The organism is Enterobacter cloacae complex sp. 394F7 (assembly GCF_057320385.1).
Genome location: NZ_JBXWCS010000003.1, coordinates 86,863 through 102,756, shown reverse-complemented (window position 1 = coordinate 102,756; position 15,894 = coordinate 86,863). Strand labels below are relative to the sequence as shown.

The following is a 15,894-nucleotide window of genomic DNA, read 5'->3' as shown; positions in this document are numbered from 1 at the left end:
TACCAATTTTTCACTTCCTGTACATTTACCCTGTCTGTCCATAGTGATTAATGTAGCACCGCCAATTTGCGGTGCTTTTTTTTGCTTAGCGATCTGTTAATGCTCGATCTCTTTCATCTCTTTCACGTCCGTGCGGTTGATCTGCTGCTTGTTCCCGTTAGCATCTTTGTATGAAATCATCCCGGTATCGTTATCGGTTGTCGGTTTCCCTTCCGAAACAATGGAACGACCATCGTTAGTGTGCATGACGTAGTTGTTACCAGAACAGGCGCTCAGGGCAAAAGTAAACGCACAGGCAGAAATGATTGCAGCTGTCTTATTCATGATTCTTCTCCTTTAGCAATTAATGCTATTCAAACCTCGATTTATAACAGGCTAAAACATCCGCCTAACACTATTTAGCATAACCTGCTTTTTCAGGGGCGTTGGGATAAGCAGACAATTCTGATAGATATCAACCTCCTTGCCCTGCCGCTGAAATTGCGCGACGATCTCAGTAATGCAATGAGGAATCCCATGAACGCTTTCAGCCCTGCGCAGTTTCGCGCACAGTTTCCGGCGCTGGCCGATGCCGGCATTTATCTCGATAGCGCTGCCACAGCCTTAAAGCCGCAGGCGGTTATTGAGGCAACGCAGCAGTTTTATAGCCTGAGCGCAGGCAATGTGCATCGTAGCCAGTTTGCCGAGGCCCAGCGCTTAACCGCACGCTACGAAGCGGCACGCGATCAGGTTGCTCGTCTGATCAATGCCGAAAGCGGGAAAAATATTGTCTGGACGCGGGGTACCACCGAAGCCATAAACATGGTGGCCCAGTGTTATGCCCGCCCATTGCTTCAGCCCGGAGACGAGATCATCGTCAGTGAAGCGGAACATCACGCCAACCTGGTCCCATGGCTGATGGTGGCAGAGCAAACAGGGGCACGGGTGGTGAAGCTCCCGCTGGGGACAGATTACCTGCCGGATGTAGCACAGTTACCGGAGTTGATTACACCGCGCAGCCGCATTCTGGCGCTTGGACAGATGTCCAACGTCACCGGTGGCTGCCCGGATTTGGCGCAGGCTATCCGCATCGCGCATGCCAACGGCATCATAGTGATGGTTGACGGCGCGCAGGGCGTGGTCCATTTCCCGGCCGATGTGCAAAAACTGGATATCGATTTTTATGCCTTCTCAGGGCATAAGCTCTACGGACCAACCGGTATCGGGGCGCTGTACGGTAAGCCTGAGCTGCTGGCAAAAATGACGCCGTGGCTCGGTGGCGGCAAGATGATCGCGGAAGTCTCTTTCGAGGGCTTTAAAACCCAGGACGTCCCTTACCGGCTGGAAGCGGGTACGCCAAACGTGGCGGGCGTCATTGGCCTGAGCGCTGCGCTCGAATGGCTCGCCGAAACGGACATTGTCCAGGCGGAGAGCTGGAGCCGGGGTCTGGCGACGCTGGCTGAAGAGGAGCTTAAAAAACGCCCTGGCTTCCGTTCGTTCCGCGTGCAGGATTCAAGCCTGTTAGCCTTTGATTTTGCGGGCGTACACCATAGCGACATGGTGACCCTGCTGGCAGGATATGGCATTGCGCTGCGTGCCGGGCAGCACTGTGCCCAGCCGCTGCTGGCAGCGCTTGGCGTGAGTGGTACACTGCGCGCCTCGTTTGCACCTTACAATACCCAAAGCGATGTCGACGCGCTGATTTCCGCGGTTGACCGCGCCCTTGAACTCCTGGTGGATTAATGACTAGCTCAGCTTTAGCCGGACATCCGTTTGGCACAGTGATCACAGAAGAAACGTTAAAACAGACCTTCGCGCCGCTCACACAATGGGAAGATAAATATCGTCAACTGATCCTGCTGGGTAAGCAGCTTCCGGCCCTTTCTGACGATCTCAAAGCGCAGGCAAAAGAGATCGCGGGCTGTGAAAACCGCGTCTGGCTTGGGTTCAGCGTATCCGGTGAGAAACTGCATTTCTTTGGCGACAGCGAAGGACGTATCGTTCGCGGTCTGCTGGCGGTGCTGTTAACCGCCATCGAAGGGAAAAGCGCGGCGACGCTACTGGCGCACTCGCCGCTGGCTCTGTTCGATGAGTTAGGGCTGCGCGCGCAGCTGAGCGCCTCACGCGGTCAGGGCCTGGTCGCCCTTAGCGAAGCGGTGCAGGACGCCGCCCGTCAGGCTCAGGCCTGACGTTCCGCCTTCGCCATCATCTTTTTCAGTGCGTGAGACACCGCCACAAAGCCAAAAGAGGCGGTCACCATAGTGGCCGCACCAAATCCTGAGGCGCAATCCATCCTTTTTGGCCCTTCCGCCGTGCTTTTCATTGCACACACCGAGCCGTCCGCCTGCGGATACACCAGCGCTTCGGTCGAGAAAACACAGTCGACGCCCAGCTTGCCCTTGCTGTTTTTCACCACGTTAAAATCGCTTTTCAGACGTTCACGCAGCTTGGCCGCCAGAGGATCCTGAATGGTTTTAGCCAGATCGGCCACCTGGATCTGTGTGGGATCAATTTGTCCGCCTGCGCCACCGGTGGTCACCAGTGGCACCTTGTAACGACGACAGTACGCAATAAGCGCCGCTTTTGGACGCACGCTATCGATCGCGTCAATCACGTAGCTGTAGCCCTTACTCATATAGTCTGCGACATTATCCGCCGTCACAAAATCATCAATCACCGTGACCCGACATTCCGGGTTGATCAGGCGGATACGCTCTGCCATGACCTCAGATTTTGCCAGGCCGACGTTGTCACGCAGGGCATGGATTTGACGGTTGGTGTTGGTGACGCACACGTCATCCATATCAATCAGCGTGATTGCGCCAATACCGGTTCTCGCCAGCGCTTCTGCCGCCCACGAGCCCACACCACCAATGCCCACGACGCAGACATGCGCATCCGCAAACAGCTGCAGGGCTTTTTCACCATAGAGACGTGCCGTACCGCCAAAACGCTGGCGCCAGGCGTCGCTGATTACCACAGACATAAAACCTCAGATGTAAAAAGGGTGAGGTTTTTCCTCACCCTGAACAGTAATCCGTATTCCGCTCAGAATACCACAATCAGCCGCTGAATACGTTTCCGGCGCCAGGCGCTGTCTTCAGCACCCATACGCGGCCATAGTGGTTATACCAGCCCGCCCGGTGACCGGCATCCGGACCAATTCCCTGATAAATATCGAAGTGCTGGCCTTTAATCGCGCCACCAACGTCCAGAGCCACCATCAGACGTAGCTCGTACTGGCCGTTAAATTTACCGTTATTATCCAGCAGCGGCACTTCTGCCAGCAGCGTGGTCCCCGCAGGAATGATGGAACGATCCGATGCTACCGACGCACGGCCAATCAGCGGCACGGCGCTCGCCCCTTTCACCGGCGCAAAGTTTTGCGGTTTGAAGAAGACGAACGACGGGTTCTGCTCCAGCAGCTCGCGTACCTCAGCTTCACTGTGTTTTTCGCCCCACTCGCGGATCGCCTGCATCGACATATCTTCTTTTTTCACTTCGCCACGGTCGATCAGCACTTTACCAATGCTGCGATAGGCATGGCCGTTTTTACCGGCGTAGCTAAAGAAGTTCAGCGGAGAACCGTCACCAAAATCGATGTAGCCGCTGCCCTGAACGTCCATGATGAAGTTATCCATCAGGGAGTTGCTGTAAGCCAGGACGTAGTTTTCGCTAAGCGCACCGGCGTAGATCTCTGCGCGGGACGGCAGGCGGCCACGTTTTGGCGGCATACGATAAATAGGATACTGGAATTCGCCCTGACGCGTATGTCGCGCCTGGATAACCGGAGTGTAATAGCCGGTAAACTGCACGTTGCCGTAGTTGTCCGCCCCTTCCATCTGCCAGGCGTCGATACCAAACTGGCGCATGTTGCGCGTATCACCGCCCGCACGCAGCCAGTCCTGCACGGCGTTATAAACGCTACTCTGTGAGCCATACAGGCGCGGCGACGCATTGCGGATCTGGTAAACCTGCTCGGAGAAATCACCGGCGTTGATCGGTGCGCCGACAGCATCCGGCTGGTTAACTAAAGAGAAAGGCTGGGATAACTTCCCGTCTTTATACTGTTGACCGCGATCGGTCGGTTTAGAAGAACAGGCCGCAAGAATGGCTACCATTGCGCCCGTGATCAGATACTTTGCCCAACGTCCTTTCATTATATCTCGTCTTTAAGTTGCCCATTTCCGCGTGATGAAGATAACAAACCCACTGTTCTAATGAAACGGAATCACATGCCCTTTGGCAAATTCTGAGCAAAAAATAGTCCAAAGGTTTCAATGTCGTTCAATTTACATACAAAATTAATGAATTATGTGAAAAAGGGGTTGCATCACAAACCTAACCGAGTATAGTGCGCTTCCACGGACGCGGGGTGGAGCAGCCTGGTAGCTCGTCGGGCTCATAACCCGAAGGTCGTCGGTTCAAATCCGGCCCCCGCAACCAATTAAAATTTGATGAAGTATAAGCAGTACGGTGACGCGGGGTGGAGCAGCCTGGTAGCTCGTCGGGCTCATAACCCGAAGGTCGTCGGTTCAAATCCGGCCCCCGCAACCAATCAAATTTGATGAAGTAAAAGCAGTACGGTGCCGCGGGGTGGAGCAGCCTGGTAGCTCGTCGGGCTCATAACCCGAAGGTCGTCGGTTCAAATCCGGCCCCCGCAACCAATACTTCTAAAAACAATAAACACCCTTAAGGGTGTTTTTTTGTATCTGTCGTTTGTGAATTTGCCGGGGGTTAACCCGGCGTTCAGCATTATCCACGTCGTGCCAGCGTCGCCCCGTCAGAGAAATACGCCCGGATCCCTGCCAGAATCGACTCAGCCACTTCCTGCTGGAATTTGGCCGTCTTGAGCTTACGCTCCTCTTCCACGTTACTGATAAACGCCGTTTCAACCAGGATAGACGGAATATCCGGTGCCTTCAGCACCGCAAACCCGGCCTGCTCGACGCTGTTTTTGTGCAGCTTATTGACCCGCCCCAGCTTGCCCAGTACCGCTTTACCAAACTTCAGGCTGTCGGTAATGGTCAGCGATTGCACCATGTCGAACATGGTGTGATCGACGTAGCGGTCGCCGCTTTTGCTCACACCACCGATGAGATCCGAGGCGTTCTGCGTGTCCGCGAGGTAACGCGCCGCGGTACTGGTTGCCCCTTTGGTTGAGAGTGCAAATACTGACGATCCACTCGGCTGACGGCTGGTAAAAGCATCAGCATGGATAGAGACGAAGAGATCCGCTCGCTGCTTCTGGGCTTTTGCCACGCGGACTTTCAACGGAATAAAGACGTCTTCATTACGCGTCATGTAGGCGCGCATGTTGCCCTCTCTATCGATTAACGCCTTCAGACGGCGGGCAATCTGCAACACCACATCTTTTTCCCGCGTCCGGTATTTGCCTACCGCACCCGAGTCTTCTCCGCCGTGACCAGGATCGAGCATGATCACAATCGGGCGATCGCGCCCTGCTTTTCCGGGCTGCGGACCACTTTGCGCAGGCGGAACCTGTTTCTCCAGATTGCCCTGGTTGTAGTCTTCCAGTAACGCCAGGAGCGGATCCTGAATGTCCGTTGCATTCGCCGGATAGAGATCCATCACCAGACGCTCTTTGAACGATGCCACAGGCGCAAGGGCGAACAGCTGCGGTTTCACGTTCTGCTTGAGTTCAAACACCATGCGCACGGTTTGCGGATCAAACTGCCCAACGCGCGCCGATTTGATAAACGGATCATCACCGCGGATCTGCGCCGCCATTCCCTTCAGAACGGAGTTCAGGTTAACGCCTTCGAGATCCACCACCACACGCTCAGGGTTGCTCAGGGCAAATTGCTTATATTTCAGCACCCGATTGGATTCCACCGTCACGCGCGTATAGGTTGACGACGGCCAGACGCGCACCGCCACCACCTGACTTGTGGCGGCAAGACCCACCTGGCTGACGCTGAGCAGCCACATCGCCCCTGCCCCTTTTAACAAACGGCGGCGGCTTATTGCTGAATTGGATCCCGACATGCTTCTCCCGAGCAAGAAATCTGATTGACAGACAAAACATCAAAATTGACCGAAAACTTTAACGAATGACGCATAAACTGTCATCTATAAAAGGGTAAACAATCATACGTTAACGCACGGATTACTTATTATTTTCTGTGGGTCGCAGAAAATTTAGGCTTGCACATGCGGCCACAATCGAATAAAAATACAGAAATTACGAATAAACATTCATTAAGGGTTGTGCCATGGTGAAGGAACGTAGAACCGAACTGGTCCAGGGATTCCGCCATTCTGTTCCCTATATCAACGCCCATCGGGGAAAAACGTTTGTCATCATGCTCGGCGGCGAAGCCATTGAGCATGAAAACTTTTCCAGCATCGTCAATGACATTGGCCTGCTGCACAGCCTCGGCATCCGCCTGGTGGTGGTGTATGGTGCGCGTCCGCAGATCGATGCGAACCTGGCCGCACACCATCACGAGCCGATTTATCACAAGCATACCCGCGTTACGGATGCCAAAACCCTTGAGCTGGTGAAACAGGCAGCGGGTCTGCTGCAGCTTGATATCACCGCGCGTCTGTCCATGAGCCTGAACAACACGCCGCTTCAGGGGGCGCATATCAACGTCGTCAGCGGTAACTTCATCATCGCTCAGCCTCTTGGCGTGGACGATGGGGTGGACTATTGCCACAGCGGACGCATTCGTCGTATTGATGAGGAAGCCATTCATCGTCAACTGGACAGCGGTGCCATTGTGCTGATGGGGCCGGTGGCCGTTTCCGTAACCGGCGAGAGCTTTAACCTCACTTCAGAAGAGATTGCCACCCAGCTGGCGATCAAACTGAAGGCGGAGAAAATGATTGGGTTTTGCTCCTCTCAGGGCGTCGTGAACGAAGAAGGGGTGATCGTGCCAGAGCTCTTCCCGAATGAGGCCCAGGCCCGCGTGGAAGCGCTGGAAGCCGAGGGAGATTACTACTCTGGTACCGTTCGTTTCCTGCGCGGTGCTGTGAAAGCCTGCCGCAGCGGCGTGCGTCGCAGCCACCTGATCAGCTATCAGGAAGACGGTGCCCTTCTGCAGGAGCTGTTCTCCCGCGACGGTATTGGCACCCAGATTGTAATGGAGAGCGCGGAGCAGATCCGCCGCGCCACCATTAACGATATCGGCGGTATTCTGGAGTTAATTCGCCCGCTGGAGCAGCAAGGGATCCTGGTACGCCGTTCCCGCGAACAGCTGGAAATGGAGATCGACAAATTTACGATTATCCAGCGCGATAATCTGACCATCGCCTGCGCCGCGCTCTATCCGTTCCCGGAGGAGAAGATCGGCGAAATGGCCTGCGTTGCCGTCCATCCAGACTACCGCAGCTCTTCACGCGGCGAGATGCTGCTTGAGCGCGTGGCGGCTCAGGCGCGCCAGATGGGCCTGAGCAAGCTGTTCGTTTTGACCACGCGCAGTATTCACTGGTTCCAGGAGCGCGGATTTACGCCTGTGGATATTGATTTGCTGCCTGAAAGTAAAAAAGAGATGTACAACTATCAACGCCGCTCAAAGGTGCTGATGGCCGACCTGGGATAACAGATCCTTCGCCGGGTGGCGTTGCGCCGGCCCGGCCTCTCTTTCTCACCTCATTCAGAGGGACTCAAATATCGCGCTCAGGCCGCTTCGCCGTTCTGTACGGGTGGCAATCGCCTGCACCAGCACACGCTCGTCGGTATAGAGCGACAAGCGCTGACGCGCGCGGGTGATGGCGGTGTAGATGAGCTCGCGGGTAATCACGGGTGAAAGCTGGGTGGGCAGGATCAACGCCGCATGGTTGAACTCCGAGCCCTGGGACTTGTGTACCGTCATCGCCCATGCTGTTTCATGTTCAGGCAAGCGGCTGGGCTGCACAGACTTCACGCTTCCGTCCGGCATCAGGAACCAGACGCGTAGACCCTGTCCACGGTCAAGCGCAATGCCAATATCGCCGTTAAACAACCCCAGCGCGCTATCGTTACGGGAGATCATCACTGGCCGACCTTCGTACCAGCGTGAATGCGGCGTGCGGGTGATTTTGCGCTTTTGCGCAAGCAGTTGCTCAAGCCTGTCGTTGAGGCCGCTGACGCCAAAAGGCCCTTCCCTCAGCGCACACAGCAGCTGATATTCGCCAAACGCGGCAATGACCTGCGCAGGCGTATGTTGCTGCTGCACGCTCGTCAGGAAGTGCTGATAGCCCAGCAGGGCATCATCCAGCATCGCCTGATACTCTTCCCCGGTTTGCAGCGATTTCTTCTCAATATCACTGAAGCTGCCGTCAAAAACGGCACTGGTCGCATGCCGATCCCCTCTGTTCACGGCCGCCGCCAGTTGGCCAATGCCGGAATCACTCCCGAACCGGTAGCTTTTTTGCAGCAGACAGAGGCTGTCTCGCAGCGCCGCCGCGAGAGACTGACTTTCGGCTGCGAGCGAACATCCGGTGAGGCGGGCTAACTCCTCAGCACGTTCCGCGGTATACCCAAGACTCGCATAGGTGCAGATATCGCCCAGCACGGCCCCGGCTTCCACCGAGGCAAGCTGGTCACGATCGCCCAGGAAAATTACGCGCGCGTGGGGAGGTAAGGCGTCAATCAGCCGCGACATCATCGTCAGGTCGATCATCGACGCTTCATCCACCACCAGCACGTCAAGATGCAGCGGGTTTCCGGCATGATAACGCAGGCGCTGGCTGCCCGGCTGGGCACCCAGTAGCCGGTGCAGGGTGCTGGCTTCACTGGGGAAAAGCGCAAGCTGTTCCTGCGTGAGCGGCAGTTTTTGCAGCGCGCCACCTAACGACTCCGTCAGCCTGGCCGCCGCTTTGCCGGTGGGCGCCGCCAGGCGAATACGGCATTTTTGCTCACCCGACAGCTGAATCAGCGCGGCAAGCAGTTTTGCCACGGTGGTGGTTTTACCCGTGCCCGGTCCGCCCGAGATCACCGAGATCCGCCGCGTTAAGGCGACGGCCGCCGCCACTTTCTGCCAGTCTGTCGCCTCATCTGAGGTAAACAGGGCATCCAGCGTTTGCCGGAGCCGCGCTTCTTCACAGGGAAGCGGCGCGTTTGTCTCGCTGAAAAAGCGCGCTACCGTCAGTTCATTACGCCACAGCCGGTTAAGGTACAACCGGTCGCCAATAAGGATCATGGGCGTCTGGGTATCGGCTCTGCTGACAGCAGGAGAGCTTAGCAAAACGCTCTGCCAGTCTACCGACTCGCCCAGCAGGGCAAAACAGGACTGAAGAGCCGAAGGCATTTTCTCATCAATGGTCAGGCGCGAAAGCGGCAGGCAGACATGCCCTTCCCCCGCGTCGTTGCTCAGCATAGCGGCAGCCAGCATCACGGCCGGCTGCTCGCCAGCCACCATGATGGCGAACTGCACATCAAGATGGCGCAGTAAACGCTGTTCTACGGCTTCCAGCAGTAATTCCTGCATCGTCATGCCAACTCCTCCGTGCCTGCGGCAAATAAACTGTCCATTTTCTCAATCAGTGCCGCGTCCGGGCGCGTACTAAAAATACCAGACTGCGGATCGGCGGCATCCACCCCGCGCAGGAAAAGGTAAATCACCCCGCCAAAATGGTCTTCGTAGCGGTAATTTGCAATGCGATGACGCAGATAGCGATGCAGCGCCAGGGTATACAGCTGGTACTGCAGATCGTAACGATGCATCTGCATGGCAGAGGCCATCGCCTGTTGGGTATAGGCTTCGCTGTTTTCACCCAACCAGTTCGATTTGTAATCCAACAGGTAGTAACGCCCTTTATGGCGGAACACCAGATCGATAAAGCCCTTCAGCATCCCCTGAACCTGACGGAAGTTAAGTGGCGGGCAACCGGCTGATAGCGGGTCATGCTCGCGGATCAGCGCATCCAGCGCCTCGGCTCTTAGCGGGCTGGCGATGGGGAGATAAAACTCCATCTCCACCTGCTTATCTCTGGCGGTCAGCTGGCTAAGCGAAACACCCTGTGCCGTGAGCGGGGCGTGAAGGATAGCGGTGATCCATTCGCTGAGCACCGGCTGCCATTGCGCGTCGTAGCCGCCGCTTTGCAACATTTTCAGCACCCACTCCTCAGAGACAGGTTGCGTGAAATCCAGCTCTTCAAACAGGCTGTGTAAAAATGTGCCCGGTGACGCCCCGCGCGGAAATTGATGAGGAGTCAGCACCGGTTCATCCGGCACACTTCCGGTTCCTGCGGCATCCACGTCAAGCTTAGGCATCAGATCCTGCGCAATGCTCTGCCCGTGCTGCTGTAAACCGGAGTAGCTGGTCACACGCCAGTCGTCTGCAACGGTTCGCGTAATCTGCCGGGCATGCAGCTCAGACGCCTGCTGCTCTGGCAGTTGCCAGCGGCTGTTATCGGGTTGCGACGGAATATGCAGGGCAATATGTTCCCCGCAGAGTGAGTCTATACACAGACGCAACCCTGCCGCATCTTTGGGTTCGCCGAGCTGAATCAGCCTGCCCAGCGCGCTCAGATGAAAATCGGTCTCACCTGTCTTTTCGCCACGGCGGCGGAATAGCGGCGCGACACCCAGACTACAGTGCCAGACCGAGCGGGTCAGTGCCACATAGAGCAAGCGTAAATCTTCGGCCAGGCGCTCGGTCTCGGCCAGTTCAACGCTGGACTCTGCTTTACTGAGATCGAGCACCGCTTCGAACGACTCGCGATCGTGATAAAAAGCCTGATCCTGCACCCGATAATTGGCGATAAACGGCAGCCAGACCAGCGGATACTCCAGGCCTTTCGACTTGTGAATGGTGACGATTTGCACCAGATGTTTATCACTCTCAAGACGCATCTGCTGGCTCGACGAGTTACTGTTCGGATCGGCAATTTGCTGCGCCAGCCAGCGCACCAGGGCATGCTCGCTCTCCAGCTGCGTGCCCGCCTCCTGCAACAGTTCGCTGATATGCAAAATATCGGTCAGACGGCGCTCGCCGCCCGCTGTGGCGAGCATATTCTCGGCAATGTGACGCTGCCTCATCAGTTCACGCAGCATCGCCATCACGCCGCGTTTTTGCCAGCGCTCGCGGTACTGCACAAACTCTTCGACCACCGCATCCCAGGCGGCTTCGTCGCAATTTAGCGCATCAATATCGCGCGCGTTCATTCCCAGCATGCTGCTTGCCAGCGCGCTGCGAAGGGTGCTTTCCCGCTCCGGCGCCAGCACGGCCTGCAGCAGCCACAGCATCTCCTGCGCTTCCAGCGTTTCAAAGACGCTATCGCGGTTAGAGAGATACACGGACGGGATGTTCAGTGACGTCAGGGCATCACGGATAAGCGCCGCCTCCTGACGGCTGCGCACCAGCACCGTAATATCGGATGCTTTTACCGGGGCTGATGTGTCCCCCTTCCACAGCAACGCCTCGCCGCGCGTACCTGCGCTGAGCCAGTCCCGGATCTGCGCGGCGCAGTGCTGAGCCATCGCATGTTGATAGTCCGTAACGCCGCACCCCTCGCCGTCCAGCAGCCAGAAATTCATGGCGGGCTGGTTCACGCCGTTGAATTCAAAGCGCAACGAAGCATTTCTGGGGGCGAACTTTACCGGCTGGAAAGGAATTTCCCTGAACATAAACGCCGAATCCATGCGGCTGAAGAGCGCATTGACGCTCTCCACCATCCCCGGCGAGGAGCGCCAGTTGGTGTCCAGGGTGTAGTGCGCCGCCACCTCGCTACGGGCTTTCATGTAGGTGAAAATATCCGCCCCACGGAAGGCATAAATGGCCTGTTTTGGATCGCCAATGAGCAACAGTGCCGTGTTGGGCTGCTGTCGCCAGATGCGGCGGAAAATGCGGTACTGCTGGGGATCGGTATCCTGAAATTCGTCAATCATCGCCACCGGAAAGCGCGTGCGGATGGCGGCAGCAAGCGCCTCGCCATTTTCACTGCACAACGCCGCGTCCAGGCGACTTAGCATATCGTCAAAGCCCAGCTCACCCCGGCGGCGTTTCTCACGCGACACCGCTTCACGGATCTCCGCCATGGCGCGGGTGATCATCAGGTCGTTAAGGGTTAATGGCTCTGCCAGCAGGGTTTCAATCTCAACAAACAGCGGGTGCTCCGGGACAATGCCATCGGCTTTGGTTCGCTCAACCAGAAAACGCCGGGAAAATTTTTCCAGCGCATCCGGGAGCTGGTAACCGCGCGTCTCTTCCTGCGCCCAGGCAGTGATCTTATCGATCCATTTCCCCTGATTACCACGGTTAAACTTGCGCCTGTCGATCCCGGAGTTTTCGATAATGGCGTCGATCTCGCCGACAGACTCAATCCATTTTTGCTTAACGGCTGCAATCTTCGCGACGATTTTTTCATGGCGCGAGGCCAGCGTTTCATCCGCAGGCGGTGGAGATTTAATGACCGGGGCCTCCCCCTGCAGATAGCGCTCAATGGCGCGCAGAAGCTCCTCAGGGCCTTTCCACAACGCATGTACCGCTTCGGCGATCTCCCGCTGTAACGGATAGCAGTGGCGACGCCAGAAATCAGCACAGGCCTGGTAGCGAAGCTCAGACTCATCTTCAATAAGTTGCAGTTCAAACAGCATGCCGGATTCAAACGCATTCAGGCTCAGCATGCGCTGGCAAAAACCGTGGATGGTGAAGACAGAGGCCTCGTCCATTTGCCGTTCAGCCAGAAGCAGCCACTGTGCGGCCTGCTGTTTATCGGCAATCTCTTCCAGCAGGCTCGCGTAGAGAGGGTTATCCGTGCTTTCGCGCAGACAGGCGATACGCAGTTCATGAATATTGGCACGGATACGGCCGCGCAGCTCAGCGGTGGCGGCCTCGGTGAAGGTCACCACCAGCAGCTCCTCCACGCTTAACGGACGCGGAAAAGCGGCCTGGCCGCCAAGGCCCAGCAACAGACGCAGATAAAGCGCGGCAATAGTGAAGGTTTTTCCCGTTCCCGCTGAGGCTTCAATCAATCGTTCACCCTGCAGAGGTAAACGTAAGGGATCAAGGGACTCAGCGGTGTCGGTCATTCTTTCTTACTCCAGGGCATAGATTGCTGCAGGGCGCTGACGCTCTTCCAGATTTTCCAGCCTTTCGGGTTAACGTAGTCCGTTTTTCCGTTCTGGCTACCAGAAACCTGAGACAGAATGGCTATTCCCTGCGGTTTAACCACCGCCTGATGGAAGAAGTCGGCAACCTTCTGAGGCGTCAGCTGTTTTATCTCGGCCACTACTTTATCACGCGAATCAAATTTCAGATTACCGCGATCGAAATCTTTGCTCAGTTGGGATGCTTCTTCACCCAGCGTCTGAGGCGGCTGCATCACCTGCGCGATGACGGCCTGCTGGATTTGGGCAAACTCATCCGGCTTCATGGCTCGCAGTTTAGCTTCCGCTTGCGGGAAGAAAGCCTGGTAACGCTGCCAGAGATAAGCGGGCTGTTTATCGCTGCTCTGCAGCAGGAAACCCAGCCCCCACTGGCGGCCAACGTTCATGGAGAATGCAAAGACCGCGTAGCCAAGCTGCTCTTCTGTGCGCAGCTGATTGTAGAACCACGGCTGTATAATTTGTCCCAGAACGGCACTCTGCGCAGAGCTGGCAAATTCATCATAGCCCGTAGGAACAAACACGGCGGCCAGCGCGGAATCCGTGCTGTTACCTGCTTTTTCAAAAATCACATTCTGTTTTTTCTCAACCAGCACGTCCTGGTTACGGCACCACTCGTCGCCTTTTGAACCGAGCTGCTGACGTACGTTCTCCGCCAGCGTTTTGGCCTGGTCCTCGCTCATGTTGCCGACGATAAGAAACTCCGGACGTGTGTTAGTTTTCAGCGCGTCGCGGTAGGCCAGCACCTCTTTTAATGTGATGGATGGCAGCAGCGCCCGGCGATCTTCACGCTGGAAATAGGGTATTTGCGACAGCATCTGCGCCGGCATAATCGCCTGATCGTACGCCTTGCCTTTCTCAGCGGAATCCATCATCTGCGCATACCAGGACTTCGCCTGCTCAAACTGCTCTTCCGTTGGCGTGTAGCTGAAATAGCCCTCCAGCAACGCCTGGAACAGCTGAGGCAGACGCTGGGTATAGCCGTTTGCATTGACCATCAGTCCGTTATTGGCGTTGGTAGAGAAGCTGATTCCACCCACCGCGGCCTGGTTGCTGAGCTGGTCAAGCGCGATACCGGCCAGATAGTCATTGAGCGCAAACATCACCTGATTTTTGGCGCTATCCATCGCTTTCGGGTTGCGAAGAACAACGCTGACATCGGCTTTTGGCTCGCTGGCGAAGTAGTGGCTTGGGGTATACACCACGCGCAACGTCGGCTCATCAACAATAAGCTGCGGATGCGGGTATGCTTTCGCAGTTTTAATCAGGGAGAAATCATCCGGGATGTAGGGATTCAGCTCCGGCAGCTTCAACGCGATCTCGCTGGCCTTTTTCTGCCAGTTTGCGAACGTTTGCTCACTGATTTTATCCACCTGGTAAGGGGCATCCACGAAATAGGCCGTTTTGTTATGCGGCTCGTTCGGGCTGATGTACCAGATGCGGGCATTCTGTGGGGTCATCATTGCCAGGCGCGCTTTTATCGCCTCAGCGTCATACTGGTCGGCAATGTTGACCGCGTCCAGGGTATGTTCAACCGGCACGCGGATCATGGTATCCGCCAGCCACTCAACATAGTCCATGTCGCGGGTAATGGACGGATAGCGGAAATCGAGATCCAGCACGTGTGCCAGTTCGTCAAAGTAGCGTTTATCGACGCCTTTATCGCGCAGCAACGAGAGATAGCTGAAGATAGCCGCGACCACCTCATCACGGTGCGCCAGCCCTTTGTCGGTCAGGGTGGCGGAAATCGCCAGCACACCGCTGTTGCCGTTAACCACTGGATCGGAGTCGGCACGGATCCCTTCCACCAGCCCCTGCTTTTGCAGCCAGTCAGAAAGCGTTCCCGGGCTGCGGTTACCAATAAGATAGGTGACCAGTTCATCCGTTTTACTGCGGAACTGTGCGGTATTGTTATCAATGCGGAACTCAACGCGTAACACCTTGCGCGGCAGTGCGGGCACGTAGTGGATCACGATCCCTTTCTGCGCGTCGGTGACAACCGGTACGTTTATCTGCGGCAGGTCGATGTTTTTATTTGGTACCCGTCCAAAGGTCTGCGCCGCCATGGCAGCCAGTTCTGGCAACGGTTTGTTGCTGTAGATAACCGCTTTCATCAGGTTGGCGGAGTAGTATTTGTCGCGAAACGCGTGCAGCGCATCAAGCACCGGGCTGTTTGGTTTGTCACTCAGCGTCTCGAGGTTACCCCCGGAAAAACGGGATCCAGGGTGCGCCGGGTTGATGGTTTCGGCGCTCACCTGCGCCATGCGCATACCGTCTCGCGTGCGGGCCAGGGTCAATTCAGCATTGACGGCATTACGTTCACGGTCAGCGTATTTTTTATCCAGCAGCGGTGCGGCAATGGCATCGGCGAGACGATCCACCGCCCCTTCCAGCGCATCATTTTCGACTTCCAGATAAAACGCCGTCCGATACGGTGCCGTACTGGCGTTGTGGCTGCCGCCATGCATTTTCAGAAATTCGGAGAGGCTATCCGGCTGGGGGTATTTTTTGGACCCCATCAGCGTCATATGTTCCAGATAGTGCGCAAGACCCGGGTACGCTTCGGGATCTTCCAGCGACCCAACGGGTACTACAAGAGCCGAGAGGGATTTCACCGCCTGCGGATCGGAAACCAGCAGCACGGTCATCCCGTTATCAAGGCGGACAGCCTGATACTGACGGGTATCTTTTTCGCTCTTACGGATAGTTTCCTGAACGGGTTGCCAACCGGAGTCTGCCTGAGTGACGGGAGCCCAAAGGGCGACAAACAAAACAAACGCTTTGAACAAGGTGCTGCCTGGCATTAACGACCTCTTTATCACGGCTACATCATTAACAAACTTCGTGCTGGACACGCC

Annotated in this window: 10 protein-coding genes and 3 tRNA genes; 6 read left to right on the top strand and 7 right to left on the bottom strand. The window is 56.2% G+C overall.

Features of this window, described 5'->3' with window-relative positions; all coding sequences use genetic code 11:
- Window positions 1–96: 96 nt before the first annotated feature.
- Window positions 97–324, bottom strand: coding sequence for a YgdI/YgdR family lipoprotein (locus tag AC2FAK_RS05355; protein WP_008499648.1), 228 nt, complete (start codon window positions 322–324; stop codon window positions 97–99).
- 192 nt (window positions 325–516) lie between these two features.
- Here AC2FAK_RS05355 and csdA point away from each other — a divergent pair, with 192 nt between their 5' ends.
- Together csdA and csdE are read left to right on the top strand one after the other, a co-directional pair.
- The gene (gene csdA, locus AC2FAK_RS05350; protein ID WP_095455276.1) at window positions 517–1,722 is read left to right on the top strand and encodes a cysteine desulfurase CsdA; all 1,206 of its coding nucleotides are present in this window, start codon (window positions 517–519) and stop codon (window positions 1,720–1,722) included.
- Window positions 1,722–2,168, top strand: a complete 447-nt coding sequence (gene csdE / locus AC2FAK_RS05345; RefSeq protein WP_023622033.1) for a cysteine desulfurase sulfur acceptor subunit CsdE — start codon at window positions 1,722–1,724, stop codon at window positions 2,166–2,168. The genes csdA and csdE overlap by 1 nt, the downstream gene beginning before the upstream one ends.
- Here the strand turns inward: csdE and tcdA are convergent.
- Both tcdA and mltA read right to left on the bottom strand, forming a co-directional pair.
- Window positions 2,159–2,965: a tRNA cyclic N6-threonylcarbamoyladenosine(37) synthase TcdA gene (gene tcdA, locus AC2FAK_RS05340; protein ID WP_014833111.1), complete on the bottom strand. Its 807-nt coding sequence runs from the start codon at window positions 2,963–2,965 to the stop codon at window positions 2,159–2,161. The two genes, csdE and tcdA, sit on opposite strands and share 10 nt — an antisense overlap.
- Window positions 2,966–3,041: 76 nt before the next feature.
- The gene (gene mltA, locus AC2FAK_RS05335; RefSeq protein WP_014833112.1) at window positions 3,042–4,139 is read right to left on the bottom strand and encodes a murein transglycosylase A; all 1,098 of its coding nucleotides are present in this window, start codon (window positions 4,137–4,139) and stop codon (window positions 3,042–3,044) included.
- Window positions 4,140–4,348: 209 nt separating this feature from the next.
- Between mltA and AC2FAK_RS05330 the strand changes: the two genes are divergently transcribed.
- The 3 genes from AC2FAK_RS05330 (at window position 4,349) to AC2FAK_RS05320 (ending at window position 4,646) form a co-directional block, all read left to right on the top strand.
- A tRNA-Met gene (locus tag AC2FAK_RS05330) sits at window positions 4,349–4,425 on the top strand.
- A 34-nt stretch (window positions 4,426–4,459) separates the two neighbouring features.
- Window positions 4,460–4,536 (top strand) — tRNA-Met (locus tag AC2FAK_RS05325).
- A 33-nt stretch (window positions 4,537–4,569) separates the two neighbouring features.
- Window positions 4,570–4,646, top strand: a tRNA-Met gene (locus tag AC2FAK_RS05320).
- A gap of 88 nt (window positions 4,647–4,734) precedes the next feature.
- Here AC2FAK_RS05320 and amiC read toward each other — a convergent pair.
- Window positions 4,735–5,988 (bottom strand): N-acetylmuramoyl-L-alanine amidase AmiC, encoded by a 1,254-nt coding sequence (gene amiC / locus AC2FAK_RS05315; protein WP_013098541.1) that lies wholly within the window; start codon window positions 5,986–5,988, stop codon window positions 4,735–4,737.
- A gap of 227 nt (window positions 5,989–6,215) precedes the next feature.
- On the opposite strand from amiC, the gene argA reads away from it, so the two are divergent.
- Window positions 6,216–7,547, top strand: a complete 1,332-nt coding sequence (gene argA, locus AC2FAK_RS05310) for an amino-acid N-acetyltransferase (RefSeq protein ID WP_013098542.1) — start codon at window positions 6,216–6,218, stop codon at window positions 7,545–7,547.
- Between the two features lie 54 nt (window positions 7,548–7,601).
- Here argA and recD read toward each other — a convergent pair whose 3' ends face one another.
- The 3 genes from recD to ptrA are packed head-to-tail and all read right to left on the bottom strand — an operon-like array spanning window position 7,602 to window position 15,840.
- Window positions 7,602–9,422: an exodeoxyribonuclease V subunit alpha gene (recD, locus tag AC2FAK_RS05305; protein ID WP_095454976.1), complete on the bottom strand. Its 1,821-nt coding sequence runs from the start codon at window positions 9,420–9,422 to the stop codon at window positions 7,602–7,604.
- The gene (gene recB / locus AC2FAK_RS05300; RefSeq protein ID WP_095454975.1) at window positions 9,419–12,961 is read right to left on the bottom strand and encodes an exodeoxyribonuclease V subunit beta; all 3,543 of its coding nucleotides are present in this window, start codon (window positions 12,959–12,961) and stop codon (window positions 9,419–9,421) included. The genes recD and recB overlap by 4 nt, the downstream gene beginning before the upstream one ends.
- Window positions 12,958–15,840 (bottom strand): pitrilysin, encoded by a 2,883-nt coding sequence (gene ptrA, locus AC2FAK_RS05295; RefSeq protein ID WP_095454974.1) that lies wholly within the window; start codon window positions 15,838–15,840, stop codon window positions 12,958–12,960. Before ptrA ends, recB begins: the two co-directional genes overlap by 4 nt.
- Window positions 15,841–15,894 lie beyond the last annotated feature (54 nt).